This is a genomic window from Viridibacillus sp. d25.2 (genome assembly GCF_055456015.2).
This window is the reverse complement of the sequence record NZ_CM196652.1, coordinates 589,976-611,181: the sequence shown is the minus strand read 5'-3', so window position 1 is coordinate 611,181 and position 21,206 is coordinate 589,976. Positions and strand designations below refer to the sequence as shown.

General features: G+C 35.5%; 18 protein-coding genes and 1 riboswitch. Of the genes, 6 read left to right on the top strand and 12 right to left on the bottom strand.

Translation table 11 applies throughout. The features are described 5' to 3' along the window. Positions 1-842: 842 nt before the first annotated feature. Positions 843-2,462 (top strand): N-acetylmuramoyl-L-alanine amidase family protein, encoded by a 1,620-nt coding sequence (locus tag ACZLO7_RS03100; RefSeq protein ID WP_464940165.1) that lies wholly within the window; start codon positions 843-845, stop codon positions 2,460-2,462. 553 nt (positions 2,463-3,015) lie between these two features. Here ACZLO7_RS03100 and ACZLO7_RS03095 read toward each other — a convergent pair. From ACZLO7_RS03095 to ACZLO7_RS03080, 4 genes are all read right to left on the bottom strand, one after another. Beyond that, on the bottom strand, positions 3,016-3,198 hold the full coding sequence (locus ACZLO7_RS03095) for a hypothetical protein (protein ID WP_464940166.1): 183 nt from the start codon (positions 3,196-3,198) through the stop codon (positions 3,016-3,018). A gap of 366 nt (positions 3,199-3,564) precedes the next feature. Next, positions 3,565-4,593: an LLM class flavin-dependent oxidoreductase gene (locus ACZLO7_RS03090; protein ID WP_464940167.1), complete on the bottom strand. Its 1,029-nt coding sequence runs from the start codon at positions 4,591-4,593 to the stop codon at positions 3,565-3,567. A 159-nt stretch (positions 4,594-4,752) separates the two neighbouring features. Further along, positions 4,753-5,157 (bottom strand): MerR family transcriptional regulator, encoded by a 405-nt coding sequence (locus ACZLO7_RS03085; protein WP_464940168.1) that lies wholly within the window; start codon positions 5,155-5,157, stop codon positions 4,753-4,755. A gap of 474 nt (positions 5,158-5,631) precedes the next feature. Further along, complete coding sequence (locus ACZLO7_RS03080) at positions 5,632-6,201, bottom strand: manganese efflux pump MntP (protein ID WP_464940169.1); 570 nt, start codon at positions 6,199-6,201, stop codon at positions 5,632-5,634. 139 nt (positions 6,202-6,340) lie between these two features. Here ACZLO7_RS03080 and ACZLO7_RS03075 point away from each other — a divergent pair, with 139 nt between their 5' ends. After that, positions 6,341-7,096, top strand: coding sequence for a DUF817 domain-containing protein (locus ACZLO7_RS03075; protein WP_464940170.1), 756 nt, complete (start codon positions 6,341-6,343; stop codon positions 7,094-7,096). Between the two features lie 214 nt (positions 7,097-7,310). On the opposite strand, the gene ACZLO7_RS03070 is transcribed toward ACZLO7_RS03075, so the two are convergent. The 5 genes from ACZLO7_RS03070 to ACZLO7_RS03050 are packed head-to-tail and all read right to left on the bottom strand — an operon-like array spanning position 7,311 to position 12,925. Continuing rightward, positions 7,311-8,120 carry a hypothetical protein gene (locus tag ACZLO7_RS03070; RefSeq protein ID WP_464940171.1) on the bottom strand — a complete coding sequence of 270 codons (810 nt, stop codon included), beginning with the start codon at positions 8,118-8,120 and terminating at the stop codon, positions 7,311-7,313. Next, positions 8,117-9,220, bottom strand: coding sequence for an MBL fold metallo-hydrolase (locus tag ACZLO7_RS03065; protein WP_464940172.1), 1,104 nt, complete (start codon positions 9,218-9,220; stop codon positions 8,117-8,119). The genes ACZLO7_RS03070 and ACZLO7_RS03065 overlap by 4 nt, the downstream gene beginning before the upstream one ends. After that, a complete protein-coding gene (locus ACZLO7_RS03060) occupies positions 9,213-10,874 on the bottom strand; it encodes an ABC transporter permease (protein ID WP_464940173.1) in 1,662 nt (553 codons plus the stop codon). The genes ACZLO7_RS03065 and ACZLO7_RS03060 overlap by 8 nt, the downstream gene beginning before the upstream one ends. A gap of 60 nt (positions 10,875-10,934) precedes the next feature. Further along, positions 10,935-11,963 (bottom strand): ABC transporter substrate-binding protein, encoded by a 1,029-nt coding sequence (locus ACZLO7_RS03055; protein WP_464940174.1) that lies wholly within the window; start codon positions 11,961-11,963, stop codon positions 10,935-10,937. Then, the gene (locus ACZLO7_RS03050; RefSeq protein WP_464940175.1) at positions 11,960-12,925 is read right to left on the bottom strand and encodes an ABC transporter ATP-binding protein; all 966 of its coding nucleotides are present in this window, start codon (positions 12,923-12,925) and stop codon (positions 11,960-11,962) included. Before ACZLO7_RS03050 ends, ACZLO7_RS03055 begins: the two co-directional genes overlap by 4 nt. 137 nt (positions 12,926-13,062) lie before the next feature. Here ACZLO7_RS03050 and ACZLO7_RS03045 point away from each other — a divergent pair, with 137 nt between their 5' ends. Together ACZLO7_RS03045 and ACZLO7_RS03040 are read left to right on the top strand one after the other, a co-directional pair. Further along, positions 13,063-13,965 (top strand): LysR family transcriptional regulator, encoded by a 903-nt coding sequence (locus ACZLO7_RS03045; RefSeq protein ID WP_464940176.1) that lies wholly within the window; start codon positions 13,063-13,065, stop codon positions 13,963-13,965. A gap of 129 nt (positions 13,966-14,094) precedes the next feature. Continuing rightward, on the top strand, positions 14,095-14,811 hold the full coding sequence (locus ACZLO7_RS03040) for a 3-ketoacyl-ACP reductase (protein WP_464940177.1): 717 nt from the start codon (positions 14,095-14,097) through the stop codon (positions 14,809-14,811). Between the two features lie 193 nt (positions 14,812-15,004). Here the strand turns inward: ACZLO7_RS03040 and ACZLO7_RS03035 are convergent, their stop codons facing one another. Then, on the bottom strand, positions 15,005-15,169 hold the full coding sequence (locus ACZLO7_RS03035) for a hypothetical protein (RefSeq protein WP_464940178.1): 165 nt from the start codon (positions 15,167-15,169) through the stop codon (positions 15,005-15,007). A 635-nt stretch (positions 15,170-15,804) separates the two neighbouring features. Beyond that, a riboswitch (M-box (ykoK) riboswitch) is annotated at positions 15,805-15,976 on the top strand. 360 nt (positions 15,977-16,336) lie between these two features. Here ACZLO7_RS03035 and corA point away from each other — a divergent pair. Continuing rightward, positions 16,337-17,305: a magnesium/cobalt transporter CorA gene (gene corA / locus ACZLO7_RS03030; protein WP_464940187.1), complete on the top strand. Its 969-nt coding sequence runs from the start codon at positions 16,337-16,339 to the stop codon at positions 17,303-17,305. Between the two features lie 206 nt (positions 17,306-17,511). Here corA and cobT read toward each other — a convergent pair whose 3' ends face one another. Beyond that, positions 17,512-18,573: a nicotinate-nucleotide--dimethylbenzimidazole phosphoribosyltransferase gene (cobT, locus tag ACZLO7_RS03025; protein WP_464940179.1), complete on the bottom strand. Its 1,062-nt coding sequence runs from the start codon at positions 18,571-18,573 to the stop codon at positions 17,512-17,514. A 555-nt stretch (positions 18,574-19,128) separates the two neighbouring features. Here cobT and ACZLO7_RS03020 point away from each other — a divergent pair. After that, positions 19,129-20,526, top strand: a complete 1,398-nt coding sequence (locus ACZLO7_RS03020; RefSeq protein WP_464940180.1) for an alanine/glycine:cation symporter family protein — start codon at positions 19,129-19,131, stop codon at positions 20,524-20,526. Between the two features lie 342 nt (positions 20,527-20,868). Here ACZLO7_RS03020 and ACZLO7_RS03015 read toward each other — a convergent pair whose 3' ends face one another. Next, complete coding sequence (locus ACZLO7_RS03015; RefSeq protein WP_464940181.1) at positions 20,869-21,150, bottom strand: hypothetical protein; 282 nt, start codon at positions 21,148-21,150, stop codon at positions 20,869-20,871. Positions 21,151-21,206: the final 56 nt, after the last annotated feature.

The window sequence follows — 21,206 nt, the reverse complement described above, 5'->3', positions numbered from 1 at the left end:
TTCTCCTATTTATTTTCAAATTATAACCAACGAAAACACTTCCCCTATACTATTTCAACGTAAATCTAAATAGCAACTATTTTTATAGTTTTAGACCGAGTTTTGGTACGCTCTTTTAAGTGTTTTTTCATTTCAAAACATGTATGATTTTCACAGCCAGAATAATTTACCAATAATAATATAGTGTTATTTTTTTTGTAATGTAGTATGTTAAAAAATAAAGTATGTAATCAGTATGTTAATAAGAATTCACTATTATATATTGTCTATAAAACAAATATATCTTCCATATTTCACTAGCAATACCAATGAGTCACTGCACTTTGGCCCCTAGAGTATAACGATTAAAACATTTCCTTTTTTCGTTATAGTACAGCCGCGATTTTGACTCTTGTCCATATACCTATCCTCTTTTCGTGTATTGCACTGTAGCCTATTTTGCACAGATAGAGACAGTGCACATCCTACATTTATACACTGAAATCATCTGTTTCTAGACATCTTCAAATGTACTTTTTATTACATCAAAAAGCCTCTTAAACCTACTACACCATTTCAAAAAATAAATATTTCCATATAAAAAGTTTAAATCCAATGATTCTATTTACTTACCAAAAGACTATAACCACAACCAATACTTTAGTCATGATTATATATTCACTTGGTTATATATATCCATTTTCCCATACCACTTTTCAGTACAACTTCATAGTAATATATCGATTAATTTTATTAAATATTCGTTGCATTTTTGTAACAAATAATAAAAAAATCTCACGTTTCATTTAAAATACGCCTTTTTTACTAAATAACCATTAATATAGCTAATGAGGAGGTATAGAATGAAAAATAATAGATTTAAATTCATGTTTTTACTTCTCCTATGTTGCATAATAATCATTCCTTCCTTTGCCGGTACAAAGCAAGCAAGCGCTGCATCTACCGTTACTATGAAAGTGAATGCTGAAACACTCAATATGCGCTCAGGTCCAAGTACAAACTACAAAGTTGTTAAAGTTTTAAAAAAGGGTAATAAGGTTACAAAGATTTCTACAAAGGGTACTTGGACCAAAGTGAAATCTAGTAATACAACGGGCTGGGTCTCTTCTAAGTATGTTAACAAAGTCTCAACTACAGCCACTTCAAGTAATACGAAAAAAGCCGTCGCTACAGTTAGTAATTTGAATATCCGTAACGGAGCCGGTACATCGTATAAAAGTCTTGGTAAGTTATCTAAAGGAACAATAGGTACAGTCCTTGCCGAAAAAAATGGCTGGGTACAAATCAAAACGAGCAAGTATACAGGGTGGGTTAGTAAATCGTATGTCACTATTACGACTAAACCAAGCACATCTACTAGCAGTTCGAATGCTTCAACAGTAAAACCTGCTGCAACTTCAACTGCTAATGTTGGTAAATACTTTACTGTAAAAGTTGATTCGTTAAATGTTCGAAAAAGCACTTCAGCTAGTTCCGCAAAATTAGCAGTAATTAATAAAAATAGCTCGTTTAAAATTCTTGCTCAATCTAGCAATAATTGGGTTAATATTACATACGCTAAAGGCAAAACAGGTTGGGTTTCTGCAAGTACTAGCTATGGCAAAATCACTAAAACAAAACCAACAACCACTTCAGCTAATGGTAATTCGAATACTGGGTCAGTAGTACCTTCAACTGACATTGGAAAATACTTTACTATTACAGCTGATTCTTTAAATGTTCGTACAAGCGCTTCTGCAACTGCTACAAAATTGAGTGCTGTTAAATACGGTAACTCATTTAAAATTTTAGATAAGTCGAGCAATAACTGGATTAAAATTACATACGCTTCAGGTAAAACAGGTTGGGTTTCTGGTAGCTACGGTAAAATTACGCAATCTAAACCAACAAAGCCGGTATCAAATGATGGCTCAGATACATCTGGTGGTTCTTTATATGGTAAAGTTATTGTCGTTGATGCAGGTCATGGAGGATCAGATTCAGGTGCAGTCTCAAATGGCGTACTTGAGAAAGATCTAAATCTCCAAGCTGCATTGGCTTTGCGATCAAAATTACAAGCTGCTGGTGCTATAGTGAAAATGACACGAACTACGGACATTTTCCCAACATTATATGACCGTGTTGCCTTTTCAAATATGATGAAGCCCGATGCTTTTATTAGTATTCATCATGATTCAGCTACAGCTTCAGCTCGCGGTTTCAGCGTTCTATACACAAAAGGTAAAGAAAGTACTCTTGCCTCGTATATCAAACAAGGAATGGGCGACTCTCTACCGAACATGATTAATCGTGGACAAAAATATCAAAATCTATATGTATTAAGAGAAAATCCACAAATCGGGGTCCTTGTTGAATTAGGATTTATCACGAATCTACAAGAAGTACAAACTTTAAAAACTGCTACATTCCGTAATTCTGCTGCAAATGGAATTACAAATGGTCTAATTAATTATTTTAATTAGAAAAAGAAAAAAGGAAATACCTCTTTAATTTAGAGGTATTTCCTTTCAGACTGTAGACAAACCCGAAAAAACGGATTAACTACAGTCTTTTTTTTTAAAACAGGATAGATTAGGTATTCCGAAGCTTACCACTCGCTTTCCGCGGGCTAGCGTCGAGCCGCTTAGTCGCTATGCTCCTGCAGGGTCTCGTCTATCTCGCTTTTTCCGCAGGAGTCGAGTGGACGCTTCTCCAAATCATAAAATACTACCTTTTACTTTTCTATTTACTCATTCAATTAAATAGACTTCAGACTGTAGGCAAACTTGAAAAAACCGAGTTTTCTACAGTCTTTTTATTTGTATACAGGATAGATCAGGTATTCCGAAACCTACCACTCGCTTTCCGCGGGCGAGCGCCGAGCCGCTTCGTCGCTATGCTCCTGCAGGGTCTCGTCTATATCGCTTTTTCCGCAGGAGTCGAGTGGACGCTTCTCCAAATCATAAAATACAAAGACATTTAAAGAAATATATGCCGTGATAAAATTGAATTCAACTGCTTTTTCACTTTAAATCGTTAATTTTTCTGTTTAAATGGTGATGTTTTATATATAAAGTAAGTAATTCCAGCAATAATTAATACGATGATAAAATATTTATAAAATAGAAGTGTGACAAACAATTTCATAATTGACATACCAAACTTCAAAATAATAAATAGAAAAACAATAATGCTCAGTAACTTTAAGATAGGATTCATAGCTAACACCCTCCGTATCAGCTTTTAATGCGCCGACTTTTTGTTAGCTATTATAACATGTCCCCTTAACTAAAATTCTATTTCTTAACGATACTTCCCTTGCTTAATGGTTACTATCTCCATATAAGTATTTTCAGTTATTCATCTTAAAAATTACACATTCATTTATCTATTATGCCTCGGCATAATTGCGTCCGGAATCGGCTTTGTGCTTGCGCAAAGAACTCCTTTTCGATTCCGTGACATCCGCCGGAGGCTTTAACTTCTTTCAGCGGGTGTTTGGACACCCGCTGAAAGAAGTTAAACTAATAACCAAAAGACTGTCTCATCGTTCAGTTACCGTCGATGATGCAGTCTTTTGGTTATTTATATATACTTATTTACTTGAGGCATAATTTTAGTCGCTAGTAATTCAATAGATCTTGCTATTTCTTTATATGGAAGAGCACCAACATCTAGCTGAGCTAAGAATCGAGTATGGCCCAGCAATTCATGTTGCTTTAATATTTTTTCAACAATTTCATCTGGTTCTCCAACAAACAGTGAACCTGCGGGAGATGTCATAAATTCATAATCATCACGATCTAAATAAAAAAGCATATTACGCTGCTGATTAACATATGTCCCATAATTATTAAAATACGGATAGAACGCATCCCTCGCTTGCTGACCATCTTCAGCAAAATACCCATGACCAGTTACAGCTATTTGACACTGTTCTTTTGGATGGCCCGAAGCATTAAATGCGGATCGATATTTTTCTACTAATGGTACAAAGATACTTGGATCATCTCCAAGTATAACGATTGCCATACCTACTCCGTAACGTCCCGCTCTAGTGGCACTTTCTGGAGTACCACCAACACCAACCCATGTAGGAATGGTATTAATCGCCCGTGGTGAAATCATTACGTTATTTAGCTCAGGTCGGTGATTTCCTTGCCAGGTAATACATGCCTCTTTGTTTATCTTCAAAAATAATTCTAGATTTTCTTCAAATAATTCGTTATATTCCTTAATATCATAACCGAACAATTCAAATGAATCTAAAAAGGCTCCACGCCCTGCCATAATTTCTGCACGGCCATCAGATAATAAATCCAACGTTGCAAAATCTTCATATAATCGCACTGGATCTACAGTACTGAGAACTGTTGTTGCACTTGTTAAGCGAATATTTTTTGTCTGCTGAGAAATTGCACTTAATACAACAGGCACCGAAGAAACTGCATAATCCGGCCTATGATGTTCACCTACACCGAATAAATGAAGTCCAGCTTCATCCGCAAGTTTCGCTGCTTGTAGTATCTCTTGCAAGCGCTCCTTTGCATTGCTTATCTTTCCCGTTTGAGGATCAACCCCTAAATCTGCTAAGGTATATACTCCAAACTCCATTTTGCCACCTCCACATTGTGAGATTAGAATATGATTGCCGGACGAATCTGTTACTTTAAAACCATTTATTATTTAAGAAATAGAAACACTAAAATTTGGTAGATCCTTAAAATTTGCTTATCACTATCACGTAACAACTTGGTGAAATGCCAAGAGTAATCATTTCAATTGTTTTATATCTAACATCATATTCGTAATTTTAGTTTTTTTAAGTTGAAGCTCTTGCTCAGCTTTTAGAACGAGTTCTAGTTCTCTATCTAAGCTATTTATAAATCCTTGGATTAACTGATCTGAACCACATCCATTTGACTGCTTCAAATTGAATATCTCCTGTATATCCTTTAGTGTAAATCCGACTAATTGCATTTCTTTAATTGCATGAAAATCGCTAATATCTTTTACTGAATAATCCCTCACTCCGTTGATCCAATTCGGTTTAACTAAATCTAATTCCTCATAGTGCCGAACCGTATCCTTCGTTGTATTCACCTGTTTTATGAATTCACTAATTTTCAATGCTTCAACTCCTAAAAAAGTAATTGGTTGACATGGGGTTAACCCCATACTTTATCCTTCAGTAAACATGAAAGGATGGATGAAATTGGTTAGTAGTTTAATAATATTATTATATTCTATGGTATGCATTATTGGTGCATTTGCCTTGATTATTAGAAATTTAAAACAGGGCATAATGTTAAGCTTTTCGAAAAAGATTTCACTGACTTTTTTCGTAATCAGTCACTTCTTATTTTTAGCATTAGGCATCGCAACTTTATTTAGCGCACTATCTTTCATCTGGTTAGTAGCTACTGGATGCTTAATTATTGGGTCAAGAATACTTAACGGTTTAACTCTTTATGGTAAGAATAATTGGCGACATTATATAGTCACTGGAACTCTTTTATTTTCAATTATTTCGCTTTATTTAATGGGCATCTAATTCTTTTTTTAAAATATATTAGTTTTCCTCAACTAGAATTCAAATGAAATCATAAAAAAGTTGCCCTAAATCAAATTAGATTTAGGGCATTCTTGTAGTCAATTGACCATCTCGAATATCCCAATACAGATAAGTAGTAGACCTGAGAGTACTGTGGAATATTTGCTGATAAATGTATTGGTCAATAGAGAGCCACAATGGTTGCCTACTCCAATCGTAATTATTGAAAATAAACCTATTGAAATAACTGTCCATATAGCGGAAATACCATTGGCACCAATCGCTATACCTCCTGCCAGGCAGTTTGCAGATAGAGCCAGACCTAGTGGCACCGCTTCTTTCACAGAAATAATTCGGTTCATATCTCTATCCATTATTTCAGGATTTTTCAAAGACTCCTGATTATTGAATCTTCTAGAAAATAGAGTCCATAGTCCAATACCGCACAACAAAAGACTCCCTATAAAGCTTGCGTTATGGGGTGATATATATCTAGTCACCTCAGAGCCTGCGACTACCGCAACATACGTTATGACCATCGCCACAAACGCAATAGTAATGTTCGATATCATAGGAATTTTTGTTTGTTTAACCCCATAAGCTAGACCAATTCCTAGGTTGTCTAAATTAGCTGCAACCCCTATAAGTATAATGGTAACCCAATGCATAATGACCTCCTTGTAACGATACACTCATTCTCTAAATGATATGCGTAAATAATCAAAGGGTGCATTCAAATGATTTGAATGCACCCCTTTTAGTTCGAACCAAACCTTACGTAAATTCGTCCAGTTATTGGGTGATTATATGGAGAAGTTATTAAAATTTACATACTTACAGGCGGTGTCATGCATTTTCCCCGTCATTATCTTTGCAACACTGGCTTTATCGAATTTGTTGAGAATTCCACATTTACCACGCTATGATTTTATATTAATCATTTGTCTAGCCGCACAAGTTTTTATGCTCCTCTTAAAATTAGAAACTTGGGATGAATTCAAGGTAATCTGCTTGTTTCATATCATTGGTCTTGGGCTTGAATTATTCAAAGTACATATGGGGTCTTGGTCATATCCCGAGGACGCGTACAGCAAAGTTTTAGGAGTACCACTATATAGTGGCTTTATGTATGCAAGTGTAGCGAGTTATATCTGTCAAAGCTGGAGGCGTTTAGATTTACATATCCTAAACTGGCCTACACCTTTTTTTGCTTACAGTATTAGCTTACTCATTTATATGAATTTTTTTACGCATCATTATCTATATGATTTACGTTGGATTTTAAAAGCATTGTTGTTTGTGATCTTTTTTCGTACAGCAGTCACATATAAACTAAATGAGAAAGTCTTTAAAATGCCCCTGATTCTATCCTTTTTCCTAATAGGTTTCTTTATCTGGATTGCTGAAAATATCGTGACATTCTTCGGTGCATGGCAATATCCAAATCAAGAACAAACTTGGTCACTCGTCCCAATCGGGAAAATTAGCTCATGGTTTTTGCTAGTCATCATTAGCATTATTATCGTAGCGCAATTGAAGCAAGTGAAGAGCCGAATTAAATGATGAACATGATAAAATGAAAGAACAAATTAAAAGAGACTTAGAATTCTGTTTAAATCACATGGGAATGTAGTTAAGAATCCTTAAAGTAGAATGCTTAGTGCAAATTAAAAAGGATATAGACCTCTTCTATAAAAAGAGTCTATATCCTTTTTGTGTTCCCCAATTCAACTCACCTATATTATTTATTCAAGTAACATAAATGACATCTATCCAATTATTTCTCCATTACAAATGCAGTTTTACCACGCTGATCATCACTAAGATAACCCTCAGCTTCTAGCTTATCATGCCATAACTTTTCAATGACAGCAGCTTTTGAAGCATCGTCTTCTTTGGTAGATAGTTCGACCATAATTTCATCTTGATAATTCCAAACTTCAATATCCGCTTCATATCCCGCATAACTACCCTTATATGTTATTGCCTTTGCAGGTCCATAAACAACAGCTTGTGATAGTGTGTTATTATACCAAACTTCAGAATCCCAATTTTGAAGTTTTTTCGGTGCATTATCTAAAATTAATTTCTTTGCTGCATCAGTATCAACAGAATTGAAGGAAACTTTTGATGTTTCTTTTAATGACTCTTTTCTGCTTACCGCAAAAGTATGATTACCTCCCTTAATATCTAACTCAAATTTGTAATTAGACTCACCTCCAGTGAAACCATGATCTTGTGTTATCGCAATTGCTTCATCAAGTGGCGTGTTTAAGAATCGCTTTTTGTAAGTAATATCTATCTTATTGCTATCTTTATATACACGTAAACGATGGTTATAATCTGCTCCTAAAAACGCCTTATTTACTGTATCGAAGTAGTAAATTTTCACTTCATCCTTTTTCGTAGCTGAAAAAACACTTATTATCTTAGGTTCTATAAAAATATCTGATTTAATATTATATTTGATTTCATTCCCAGGATTAATCGCCGCTCTTACCTGAACAGAACCAAATCCACTAATACAAAGAAGAACAAGACTAGCCATAATTAATCGTAGTGCCATTTTCTTTACACTTTTCATCATATTATTTCCTCCTCATTTTCAACTATTATTGAGAGATTAGTTTCGCTATTCGTTAGCTGACTATGAAAATATATAGTCTTAGGAGCATTTATCTTTTTTGAGACCCCTAAGATATCTGAATAATCTAAATGCGTTTTATAAAAAAACTGTTTTGATTGAGCTTCATTTTCAGCTAGCCTCTTTAAATATCCATCTTTTTTCATGTAGCCTGTAAAGACCACTATTGCAGTTGGATATACCTGTAGCAATTCTTCAACTTTCCACTCATTAGCCTCTGGGACAAAATAGATTGCATCTTTGCTTTCTATCCTCTCTCTAAAACAGTCCCTCTTAAATGGTTTCAAGATCTTTTCATATCTTGATGCCCGAACATTTTCGGGTGAATTATAATAATCCTCAAAAAAAGAAAAGAATTCTTTATCAATGTGCATTTTTCTTTCAGTATGTTGAAAAAGATACGTAGCAATATCAGCTGTTTTACCTGACAAAGAAGTCGGAAAAATAATAGGACGACTTGGTTGTTCATTAATGTAGTTCTTAATCTGTTGCAATACTTCCAAATTATTAATCTGCTTCTCAATATGCCCACTATCAATTAATGCTAGATCGTACTTGGTATCTTCTTTTGGTAAAGTAGCATTCAACAAATAGGAATCCATGACATAGTCGCCTGAGAAAAATATCACCTCCTCAAAGAATCGAATCTTGTACCAAACACTCCCTACTATATGGCCGCTATAACCCCATTGAAATTCAAGATAGTCATTAACTCTAAGCCATTTTCCTATCGTATCTGGTTGAAAAATCTTCGTATTTTTGAAGGATCGTTTTAATTGTCTAGCTGTCATTTTACTCATGAAGATTTCACCTTTATAGTTCCATGTTCCAAGCATCGGCAATGCACCTGTATGATCAATATGCGAATGTGAGATAAACACAGCATCAAGCTTTTCTACATGAGCTTTTGTTAAATCAGGAGTCGTTTTTTCAGCGTTATTCATAATGCCACAATCGAGTAAAATAGCCTGTCCTGCATTTTCAATAAAAAAGCAATTACGCCCATACTCGCCAACTCCCCCTAAAACTTCGACCTTAAGCACCTGCATGTCCTCCTCTTTTTTGTAACCAATCTAATAGGAACATGAAAACAATAGTCATAGCTACTGTAATAACCGCAACGGCCATTCCTAAACCAACATTACCTTGTTCAAACTGGCTATAAATAAATGTTGCTCCTGTCTCAACTGAAGGTGGCAAAATGAGTAATCCAGCTACAAGTTCACGCATCGAAATAATAAAGGTCATCATCATACCAGCTAATATTCCCTGCATTAATAGTGGAATTAAGATGTAACGATACACATCCCAACTGTTCCGTCCAAAAATAGCAGCTGATTGCAAAATGGATTGATCTAGTTGAGATAAAGAAGATTTAGTATATTGAACTGAGTACGGTAAGAAAAGTACACAATAGGTCACAACCACCATTGCCTTCGTATTGTATATCGTTGTGGGTAGCAGCGGTGAATTCCAGAACATGATTAAACCTACTACAAACACAATTCCTGGAATGATATTTGGCATTAGACTAAAGAAATCTAATACTTGCTGTTTTTTCGTCTCACCTTTTTTAATATAAAGTGCAATGAATAATCCTATAACAGCAGTTACACCTGCTGTTATCAATGAAAATAAGATACTATTCAGAAATGCTGATAGTCCGGCACTACCACTAGTGAATACTGCTTGATAAGAAGCAAAACTAAAATTCCCTGCACTTAGGCCATCTCCACGTACTTTTTGTAGTGATGTCACAATAATTGAGAAGTAAGGAATGCCGATTGAAAGCAGGAGTACAATCCCTACAAATAGCCATGCACCTAGCCTTAAATACCACTTATCTTTCATTTCACGAATAGCTGGTGTTTTTCCAGATAACACGCTATATGTATTTTTTCGTCCGATTAAATTTTGGAAATACCAAATGATTAGACATACAGAAAGTAAGAATAAAGAAAGCGATGTAGCCATACTAATGTCTACAGGCCATCTTGATAAATAAGAATGGATTTCTGTAGTAAAAACTTGAAAGCCAATTCGACTTCCGAAAGTTGCAGGAGTACCAAATTCGGCCAAGGTTTTTATGAAAATTAGTAATACCCCTAGTACATAACTCGAAACTAGTAAAGGTAAAATAATTTTAGCCCAGTTTCTCCAAGGATTTCGTCCGAATATCAATGCCGCATCTAGAAATGATCCATTAATTCTTAGCAATGTATTTCTCAACATTAAATATAGAAAAGGAAATAGATGCAAGCTCATCACCATTACCATTCCAAATAAAGAAAAGAAATAATCTGACATCCATGCTGCACTTGGTATTAGTTGTTGCAAGAAACCATTATTCTGCATAAACAATATCCAGCCCATTGATCCAATATATGGCGGTGTCATAAAGGGAATCGTTAGAATAATGTCTAACCAATCAAATTTAATTAAGCTAGTTTTCGTACGAATTAACGCCATTGGTAAAGCTATAATCGTAGTACCCAAAATTACTAATACACCTAATAATAAAGAATTGCCTAACGTATGCCACATTCTATCATTTTCAAACATTCTACTAATCTGGGAAAAATCTAATTGCCCACTATTAACAAATGTATAATATAGAATTGCTAATAATGGTGCGATAGCAAACGTTCCAACAATGGTTAGTAATACTCCAAAAGTTCGTCTACCTTCCATAATCATCGAAATTCATTCCTTCCTTAGAAAACAAAAGCTGAGAAACATGTCTCAGCTCATAAATTATTATTGGAAAATATCATTAAATTTCGTTAATATATCGATTTGTTTTGTCTCAGCGCCTTTCCAATTAACCGTTAGTTGAGGAATCTCATCCAATGTTGCGCGATCTTTCACTGGAATTCCCTTGTTGCCTGGAAGTAGGTAAGCATCTGTCACTAACTTTTGACCTTCATCTGAAAGTAAGAAATTAACGTAAGCTTGAGCACCCTCGACGTTTTTAGCATCCTTCATAATTCCAACTGCTCGAGGGCTTACAACTGTTCCACTTTTCGGATAAACAATTTCTACAGGCTCGCCGTCTGCTTTTGCTTTATAAGCCATGTAATCTACTCCAGAGATTGTTGCATCTTTATCTCCTGTAATAACTGAATCCAATGCTTCCTTATTTGCACCATTTACTTGTAAACCATTTGTCTTCCACGATTGGATAATGTCCCAACCAGTTTTTTCTGCTTCCGTATAACCGTAGATGAAGTCAACAGCAGATCCTGATAGACTTGGATCTGGAATATTGATTTTATCTTTCCATTCAGATTTTGCTAGATCTGCCCATTCGCTTGGAGCAACTTTTGCATTTTTTGTATTGTAAGCAATTCCTAAAGCCGATGCACTATAACCATAGTAGTAGCCTTCTGCATCTGACCAATTGCTATTAATTTTATCTGCATTTTTTGCACCTTTATAACTCTGAAGTTGATCGGCTTCTTTCATTCCATCCATTGAAGCTACTGAAGCTAATACCACAACATCAGCAACCGGGTTAGTTTTTTCTGCTTCTAAGCGAGATAAGATTTTCCCTGTTGTTCCTTGGAACATTTCTACCTTCATTCCGGTTTTTTCTTCAAATGCTTGTTGAACATTTGCTGCCAAACCATCTGGCCCTGCAGAATAAACTGTTAATGTTTTATTTTCTTTAGTTTCTGCACTTGCTTCACCATCTTTTTTGGATGTGTCGCTATTTCCACACCCTGCTAACACTAATGTCAAAAGTGTTCCAACTGTTGCTATCATTTTCAAACTACGTTTCTTCAATGTAATCCCTCCAATTGATAAATTTGTTTTTCATCTATGAAAACTTTAAGTTGCTTTCCTTTTTCGAGTGGAGCATTTTCGTAAAAGCTCCATTGATTACCTTCTACTTCTGCCTGAACTAAATAACGATCTCCAATAAATGTACTTTTTAATATTTTTGCTTGTTTCGCAATTCCACCTAATTGTGAATGTCTAGAAACACCTTCAGGTCGAACAATACGGCTACCTTTATCAACCCAATTTACTTTTCCGATAAAGTCTGCCACATAAGGTGTCGCTGGTGAATGATAGATTTCTTGTGGTGAACCAACCTGCGCAATTCTCCCTGCCTCCATCACAATTATTTGATCTGACATTGTCATAGCCTCTGTTTGGTCATGTGTTACAAAAATAGCTTGGCAGTCTAGTTCGTGAATAATATGCATAATTTCTTCTTGCATTTTTTCTCGTAGAACTGCATCTAACGCTGATAAGGGTTCATCAAATAAAATTAGCTTAGGATTTGTTGCAAGTGCCCTCGCGAGTGCCACACGTTGCTGCTGACCACCTGATAATTCTCCAGGTTTACGTTTCTCAAATCCCTCCATTTTTACCAATCTCATAACATGATCGACACGTTCTTTAATATCTTGCTTGGGCAATATCCCCTTTAAAGCAAAAGCGATGTTCTGAAAAATAGTCATATGAGGCCAAAGTGCAAAGTCCTGAAAAACCATTGCAATATTTCGTTTGTTCGGTTTAACATTCTTGCGTATTTCTGATGAATAGATAACCGTATCATCAAATCTGATTTCACCATTTGTTGGTTTTTCTAATCCAGCTATTATTTTCAATAACGTCGTCTTACCGCAACCCGATTGACCTAAAATCGTTACAAACTTACTGTTTAGTTCTACATTAATCGGCCAGAGTGCTTGAGATTTCCCATACTTCTTTTCTATATTCGTAATCGAGATTTTCATAATGCCCTCCTCGTCTATAACAACTATAAAGTCCTGATATTTAGGAACTATTAACCTAGTATTAACAATTCGTTAAAAAAACTCTAATATACTATAGCTAATGCAATAGTTTATCTAATTTACTTCAGGGGGATAAAATGAAGAATCTTAAATTACAGGCATTCTGCTTGCTCGTGAATTATAAAAAACTAGCACCTGTCGCTAAAGAGCTAGGTATTACTGCGCCTACAGTATCCTTTCATATTCGTTCAATTGAAGAAGAATATGGTGTACGATTATTTCGTACGAATGCTGGAGGCTATCGTTTAACTGAGGCAGGAGAAGGACTCTATCACTATGCGCGTCAAATCGTCCAGTTACAAAAAGATATGCACCAATTTTTTGAAAACCTAATAGTGGGTAATATTGGCTCAATTCGTTTAGGCGCCAGCGGTTTACCCGCACATATTTTCATGCCTGATATTATCGATCAAATTTCAACAGCTTATCCAGATATACGAATCTCTCTGGAAGTAAAAACAGCTCCAGAAATCGAAAAGCAGTTAATACTTCAAGAACTAGATTTCGGGCTTATAATGGAAACAAAGCAAGAAGATCCCGCACTAATTTATGAAACTATTGGTGAAGATTCTCTCGTTCTTGCATTAAGTCCCGCTCATGAACTTGCAACAAAAAAAGACATCTCAAAATCAGATGTCCTTCAAAACAAAATACTTTTGCACACCTCTTCAAGTTCAACCAATCATTTCATTGAAAAATGGTTGGATCCTTACGCACCATCCATCTATATAATTGAACTAGATTCAGTGAGTACCATTAAAAAGATGTTAACTTACGGTAAAACATTAGCATTTCTATCTGTTGCTCTTATGGATGAAGAATTAAAATCAGGAACATTACTCAAAAAAGAATTGAATGATATTACGCTAGACCGAAAGATTCAGCTCGTATACCCTAAGTCTCGATTAGACAGTAAAGTTGATGAGTTTGTAAAGAAAGTAATTCACAATTTAGCATGTGTTCACAAAGCTACTAATTAATATATCTTACACCGGTAAACAACGGACTATAAAGCAAAATAATATACTTTTTCATTTGGTAAAGGTAACATATATGAATACTAAATTATTTAATTGTACGATTTTAGAAAATGGTAGGGAGAGATTCACATGCAAAATATTAATGGTAAAACAGCTCTTATTACTGGTGGAGGACGTGGAATTGGGCGTTCTACTGCAATTGCTTTTGCAAAAGAAGGCATTAACATCGGCTTAATTGGACGCACTCTTGAAAATTTAGAGAATGTAGTAGCTGAACTAAAAGAATACGGAGTGAAAGTAGCCATTGCAACTGGTGATGTATCGAATATCAATGAAGCGAATGCAGCCGTCGAAAAAATTCGCGGAGAGCTTGGCGCTATCGATATTTTAGTGAATAGTGCTGGTATTTCTAAATTCGGAAACTTCCTTGAACTCGATCCAGAAGAATGGGCGAAAATCATTCAAGTAAATGTAATGGGTGTATACTACATTACACGTGCTGTGCTTCCAGAAATGATTGAACGTCAAACTGGAGATATCATTAATATTTCTTCAACAGCTGGTCAAAAAGGCGCACCTGTTACTAGTGCATACAGTGCTTCAAAAGCTGCTGTTATTGCCCTAAGTGAATCATTAATGCTTGAAGTAAGAAAACACAATATTCGTGTTAGCACTCTAACACCAAGTACAGTTGCTACTGATATGGCTGTTGAACTGAATTTAACTGATGGTAACCCAGATAAAGTAATGCAACCAGAGGATATCGCAGACTTCATGGTTGCCCAGCTTAAATTGCATCCAAGAGTCCTTCTAAAATCAGCTGGTTTATGGTCAACAAATCCATAAGTATTAAAAGTAAAAAAGAGACTAGCGCTTTAAAATGCTAGTCTCTTTTTTTTATAATATAACTAATTATTATGCGGACTTACTGATTGAAAAGCTCCTAACCTTTTTTTATAAGGTGAGGGGGTTAAATAAATTTTCTGCTTCAATTTTTAAGAATGAACCCTTACCCTTGAAGAATGGGATAATTCTATTACTAGGATGGATTTATTTCAGTAGAAGCCGTATTCAAGGATGTTGACATATTAGTTGGAGATGCAGATGAATCATAGGCAATCAATGTGACGCCTAGTTTCTCTTCCATTTCATTAAGTTCTTTCAATTGTTTATGGTCAAGCTGGGCAAATTTGTTTTCTTCCATCTAATCACTCATCCTTTCTGTAATTTTAGTCTATCCAAGGGAAAATGGATTATGCGATAAAACATTTCAACAATCCCTAAGCTTAAAGATAAATTTTATGAACTCATTTTTAACTTAGAAAAACCCTTTTCCTAATTAAGAAATCCTCCTTTGCTAACTGTGTTATTAACTAAGGGTACGATTAGAATTTTGGAATTATAGGTATTGTTATAATTACTATTACGAAGTTTCTTTGTGTGGTTAAATATTATTTCTACATAACAATATTTTATCTAATAAGGAATTACGAGAAGATGAATAAAGAAGTAACCTTGCAGCAATAGCTGGGTTTCTTCCAATTTCTTTATACTATTAATATAATCCTCCTTGTTTCGGATATTCCTTTCCATGCATTTAACCAATATTTAAACTATTATTTTAAAGTAATATTAAAACCTATACATAACTTATAAATTGATACGGGACTTGATCAAAAATCATCTGCTATTACAAAGCAAATTAACACCTCTAGATCAGTCGGATTGATGGTTTATTCACATGAGATAAATAAAAAAGGCGTGCTATATTATCTTAAAATTATAAGTTGACAGTTTATTTTTTTACTGCTATGCTTCTAGTCATATTAGAAAACAAAAGATATTCCTCGTTAGGTGAGGCTCCTATATGAAGATATGCTGCTGCCCAGAAACGTCCAAAGACGCCAATGGGTCAACAGGAACCATCGAATTAAGGTGGTTTTTAATGTAGCTGGATTGATATTTCTATCCTATGTCATACAGTGCTAAAGCTCTACGAAAGAGGCTTATTCAATCATGTATAAATGTATTGAGCACCCTTCTTCGTTGAGGGTGCTTTTTATTATTTTAAGGAGGTGATGAGAAATGGACAGCAATCCTGATTCCGGTGAGCGAACATCGGACATATGTAAAAAAAGAAACTGGATAGCCGATTTCTTATCGCCTTATGGGAAATCGAATTCGTGAAAGGTGCATAATGATGACAACCTTGCAAATCATAAAACTACGTTTTAATTTGGTGGTTTGAAAGGTACTGGAGTCACGCCGAATCTGTTGTTTTGCCCGCACAAAACAGCGGGGCTAAATATGAATGCCCTTACTTACACATCGATCCATGTCCTTAGGTAATAAAATACGAGGAGAATTTATGATGATAAAAACATATCTTTACAAACACGGGAATAAAGAGATAGAGCATAATTTTGATTTTACAAAGATTGACGATCACTTAACTAATCAAGACGATTTATTATGGATTGATGTATATGATTATCAGAACAACGAGCTACATGAAGTAGCTGAAATATTTAAATTCCACCCACTAGCTATTGAAGATTGTATGCATGGGGATTCACGGCCAAAGATGGATAGTTACGGAGATTATAAATTTTTCGTTTTTCATGCCCCTCTATATAATGAAAAAGGCGAAAATGAGATTTCAACCGTAGAGTTAAATATTTTTGTAGGCTCCAACTATGTTGTCACGATTCATAATCAAAAATTAAAATGGCTAAAACAAATGGAAACCATTTGTTCAGAAAGTCCGAGGTTTATGAGTAAGGGTGCTGATTTATTGCTACACACAATAATTGATGGAATTACGGATGAATATTTTCCTGTTTTAGATCGAATTAGAACCCGTATAGATGAACTAGAAGATGAAATGTATGACCACAAGCCAAAGAAAGTTACAGAAGAGTTTCTTGCACTTAAAAGAGCTATCATTTTAATTCGCCAAGGTATTATGCCACAAAGAAGAATCTTTTCGAAAGTGAATGGGAAGTGGCAATTTGATATTCAAGCGGAAAACATACCTTTTTATAAAGACTTAAATGATCATTTAGAACAAATTGTAGAATCTACAGAAACTTACAGAGACTTAGTTAACAGTGCCTTAGATACGTATTATTCTATAATTAGTGCAAAGTCAATTGAACAGCTAAATCTGCTTACGGTTATATCCACCATTATGTTACCTTTATCAGTTATTACAGGCTTTTTTGGTATGAATGTGCCTTTACCATTTCAGGATACATGGTTTACTACAGTAGTTATTTTTGTATTTTTAATAACCTTTACGTGGGGCATGTGGGTATTTTTCAAGAAAATTATTAGTTAAAGTATTATTACATTTCAACTAATAATAATGAAACTAGAGGCTGATTCCATACCTCTACCATACTCCGGTTGTCTTGGGATGGCTGGGTTGAAGGCTGTTTCATAAGTTATTAATAGTAATTTTCCGCTCATATAAAAACCCCGTCATTAATTCAGGACCGAACTGATGACGGGGTTGTTTTACGCTGGGAAACTGGCACCTATTATCTATTGATTTATTGTTTTTTCAGTTTCTTCTTTACCCGATACTCCAGCGCTTTCGAATGTAGCCATTTCATTTATCATATGGACTGCAGACTGTAAAATTGGATAAGCGATGGCTGCACCAGTTCCTTCACCTAGGCGCAGATTCAATTGTACCAAGGATTTTTTCTGTAAATATTTAATCGCCGTTTGATGTCCAGGCTCTACTGATTCATGCGATAAAATCATATAATCCGCAACTGTAGGAGCAATCAATTTTGCGAGACATGCAGAGACGGTACAGATAAAACCATCCAACAAAATAGGGACACGTCTTTCTGCTGCTGCAAGCATTGCCCCTGCCATTGCAGCCATTTCAAGTCCTCCCACTTTTGACAGAATATCAATGGCATTTGCTGAATTGGGCTGATGCAGGCTGATAGCATCACGTACAACTGCAATTTTTCGTTTATGCTGTTCAGTGGAAATTCCAGATCCTACCCCCACAATTGTTGCAATATCTGCACCAGTTATGGCAGCAAGTACCGCACTGCTTGATGTTGTGTTGCCAATACCCACCTCACCAACAATTAGACACTTCACACCCTTTTCGATTAATTGAAGTGTTTCTTCATAACCGATTAGAATAGCTTTTTCTGCTTCTGCCTTTGTCATAGCTAATTCAGTGAGAAAGTTGCCAGTACCTTTTCGAATTTTTCTATGAATCACTTTCTCCTCTGTTACATCTCCATTTACACCAACGTCAACCGCTTTAATAGTGGCACCGATTTGTCTACCGAATACACTAATCGCTGCACCACCTTGCACAATATTTGACACCATCTGAATCGTCACTTCCTGTGGAAATGCGGATACACCTTCTTTCGCAACTCCGTGATCAGCAGCAAATACGATGATGCCGGGCGGTGTTATGTCCAACGTTAGATTCCCTGTTATTTCAGCAAGGTGAATTGCAATATCCTCCAGTCTACCTAAGCTTCCTAGTGGTTTTGTTAATGTTGCTATGTACTTCTCTGCCTTTTCTCCAGCTTCTTTATTCAGTAAAGGTATGTCCACTTCGATCATTATTTCTCCCAACTTTCTGTTTAATTGACTTGGATAAGGCTCATGTATCCATTGGAAACAAACTCATAGTCATTATCACACTATAATTATTCCATATATTAACAACAAACACAATGAAGGTCTCTATATATGGGGGGGTTCTTATGAAAAGTACATACCTCTGCAGCAACCAATTAAAGTTACAAAATGTACTATAAAAGGGCTAAAACCTAACCCTTGTAAAAAAACTAGATAGGTCGAGGACATTTCTCTAAGAGTTACTTACATGGCTAGTAAGTGTGTACAAGATTGAAGTTTACATAAACTAATCCAATAGAAATGTGTTTATATATGAAGAAAAGCAATACTAATTAGCAAAAAACATTTAAGTATATTAAGCTACTCTTGAAAGATTGGTTCGTATACAACATAAAATTATCGTTCTTTATGACTTTAATATTATTCTATGAGTCAAAAAGTCAAGTCGTATGCAACAGCACTTATTTTCCTTTTTAAGTTGATTGTTTATTAAATAATGTTATAAACTTAGAGGTATGCAATAAAGGAGGCAGGTAAATGGAGTGGATCGGTAATATAGTTGATGAAACAAATAATGTTTTATGGAAATATATATTAATCGTATTATTACTAGGTGCTGGATTGTATTTTACACTTGGGACTAAGTTTGTACAATTTCGTATGTTTGGCGAAATGTTCCGTTTGATAATGGAGAAAAAGGAAAAAGACGAGGGCGTTTCCGCGTTTCAGGCTTTTACTATTAGTACAGCTTCTCGTGTAGGTACAGGGAATATAACAGGAGTTGCACTAGCTATCGGTGTAGGTGGACCTGGAGCTATATTCTGGATGTGGATAATTGCCATTATCGGAATGGCAACTGCATTTATTGAAAGTACACTTGCACAGGTTTACAAAGTAAGAGATGGTAACTCTTTCCGTGGTGGACCTGCTTATTACATGGAAAAAGCGTTAGGTCAACGTAAACTGGCAATCGTTTTTAGTATTCTTTTAACATTAAGTTTTGGCTTTATCTTTAATGCAGTGCAGTCCAATACGATTGCTACTTCTGTAGGTGAAGCATTTAATATCCCTCCTTATATCATTGGGATAATATTAGTCGTGTTAACTGCTATGATTATTTTTGGTGGCGTACATAGAATTGTGAAAGTTACACAAGTAATTGTACCCGTAATGGCCATCTTCTATCTACTCATTGCTCTTTACGTTGTCGGGACTAATTTGTCCGAAATACCAGGAGTCTTTAACCTGATTTTATCACAGGCATTCGGCTTTAAAGAAGCAGCTGGAGGAGCTATTGGTGTTGCAATTATGCAAGGTGTACGCCGAGGTTTATTCTCAAATGAAGCTGGTATGGGGAGTGTACCAAATGCAGCAGCCACTGCAAGTACTTCACATCCTGCAAAACAAGGGCTTGTTCAAAGTCTAGGCGTATTTTTTGATACAATTGTTATTTGTTCTGCCACTGCCTTCATTATTATTTTGGCGGGTCTTTATTCAACTGGTGCAAATGACGGGATCGTCCTAACTCAAAATTCTTTCGCTGTACATGTAGGGAGTTGGGCTCCATACTTTATAGCAATTGCGATTATTTTCTTCGCATTTAGTTCAATTGTGGGTAATTACTATTACGGTGAAACAAATATCGAATTTATGAACGCACATAAAGGGTGGTTAACTGGTTACCGTTTAGTAGTTCTAGGCATGGTTATGTTCGGTTCTGTAGCACATGTATCACTTGTTTGGAACTTAGCCGATTTATTTATGGGGCTAATGGCCATGTTAAATATTATCATCATTATCTTACTAGGAAGAGTAGCTTTCCGTGTGTTAGATGACTTTACGAAGCAACGTAAAAAAGGTGAAAACCCATCATTCTATGCAAAATCAATTCCGGGATTAAAAAATACGGAATGTTGGGAAGAAGAAGATAGATAAAGATGAAAACGTGCAGCATTTGCTTGCACGTTTTTTTAAATGCAAAAACATAATTTATTATTTTTGTGCAAATGAATGAAAATCTCTGGAGATTTTGAATTACCCTTGCGACTTCCAGAACCTGCAACGAAAGTACTTATGCACAAAAAACTGCACCTTCAATTGTCAGTTTGCATCTAACAATTGAGTGCAGTTCTATTTACTCCCCATTTTATGGCCTTGTTATTCAGCCAAAGCAAGTGTTTGCCCCATTTCTCTTTTTAATGTACAAGAGATAGATTAATGGAAGTTATACTATGCTTGTGAAATAGTGTAATTGTTTATAGTAAGGTAGAATTTGTTTTACCAGAAAAATGCCGAAACTAATGCAATCCCAGCAATTGCACCAAGAGCTATACCGAATCCAAAACCAAATCCACGTCTAAATCCAAATCCACGGTTGAATCCAAATCCACCATCTCCAAAGAATCCCTGACCAAATCCACCTAACCCACCAGCAGGTTGGATCCAGACCATATCTCTATCAACTCTAGTAATTCTACCAACATGGACTTTACCATCGTGACAATTAATTCTCACTGTTTTCCCATGAAAACTACAACATTGATTATATACTCGACTCATTTCAATCCCCCTCTCCCTACTATTTACATACACGTATGCTCTGCTAGTATATGGGA

What these genes read in the sequence shown, in the direction of transcription:
- ACZLO7_RS03100 (WP_464940165.1), top strand. Translation starts at nt 843, where the DNA reads ATGAAAAATAATAGATTTAAATTCATGTTTTTACTTCTCCTATGTTGC.
- ACZLO7_RS03095 (WP_464940166.1), bottom strand. Translation starts at nt 3,198, where the DNA reads ATGAATCCTATCTTAAAGTTACTGAGCATTATTGTTTTTCTATTTATT.
- ACZLO7_RS03090 (WP_464940167.1), bottom strand. Translation starts at nt 4,593, where the DNA reads ATGGAGTTTGGAGTATATACCTTAGCAGATTTAGGGGTTGATCCTCAA.
- ACZLO7_RS03085 (WP_464940168.1), bottom strand. Translation starts at nt 5,157, where the DNA reads ATGGGGTTAACCCCATGTCAACCAATTACTTTTTTAGGAGTTGAAGCA.
- ACZLO7_RS03080 (WP_464940169.1), bottom strand. Translation starts at nt 6,201, where the DNA reads ATGCATTGGGTTACCATTATACTTATAGGGGTTGCAGCTAATTTAGAC.
- ACZLO7_RS03075 (WP_464940170.1), top strand. Translation starts at nt 6,341, where the DNA reads ATGGAGAAGTTATTAAAATTTACATACTTACAGGCGGTGTCATGCATT.
- ACZLO7_RS03070 (WP_464940171.1), bottom strand. Translation starts at nt 8,120, where the DNA reads ATGATGAAAAGTGTAAAGAAAATGGCACTACGATTAATTATGGCTAGT.
- ACZLO7_RS03060 (WP_464940173.1), bottom strand. Translation starts at nt 10,874, where the DNA reads ATGATTATGGAAGGTAGACGAACTTTTGGAGTATTACTAACCATTGTT.
- ACZLO7_RS03050 (WP_464940175.1), bottom strand. Translation starts at nt 12,925, where the DNA reads ATGAAAATCTCGATTACGAATATAGAAAAGAAGTATGGGAAATCTCAA.
- ACZLO7_RS03045 (WP_464940176.1), top strand. Translation starts at nt 13,063, where the DNA reads ATGAAGAATCTTAAATTACAGGCATTCTGCTTGCTCGTGAATTATAAA.
- ACZLO7_RS03040 (WP_464940177.1), top strand. Translation starts at nt 14,095, where the DNA reads ATGCAAAATATTAATGGTAAAACAGCTCTTATTACTGGTGGAGGACGT.
- ACZLO7_RS03035 (WP_464940178.1), bottom strand. Translation starts at nt 15,169, where the DNA reads ATGGAAGAAAACAAATTTGCCCAGCTTGACCATAAACAATTGAAAGAA.
- corA (WP_464940187.1), top strand. Translation starts at nt 16,337, where the DNA reads ATGATAAAAACATATCTTTACAAACACGGGAATAAAGAGATAGAGCAT.
- cobT (WP_464940179.1), bottom strand. Translation starts at nt 18,573, where the DNA reads ATGATCGAAGTGGACATACCTTTACTGAATAAAGAAGCTGGAGAAAAG.
- ACZLO7_RS03020 (WP_464940180.1), top strand. Translation starts at nt 19,129, where the DNA reads ATGGAGTGGATCGGTAATATAGTTGATGAAACAAATAATGTTTTATGG.
- ACZLO7_RS03015 (WP_464940181.1), bottom strand. Translation starts at nt 21,150, where the DNA reads ATGAGTCGAGTATATAATCAATGTTGTAGTTTTCATGGGAAAACAGTG.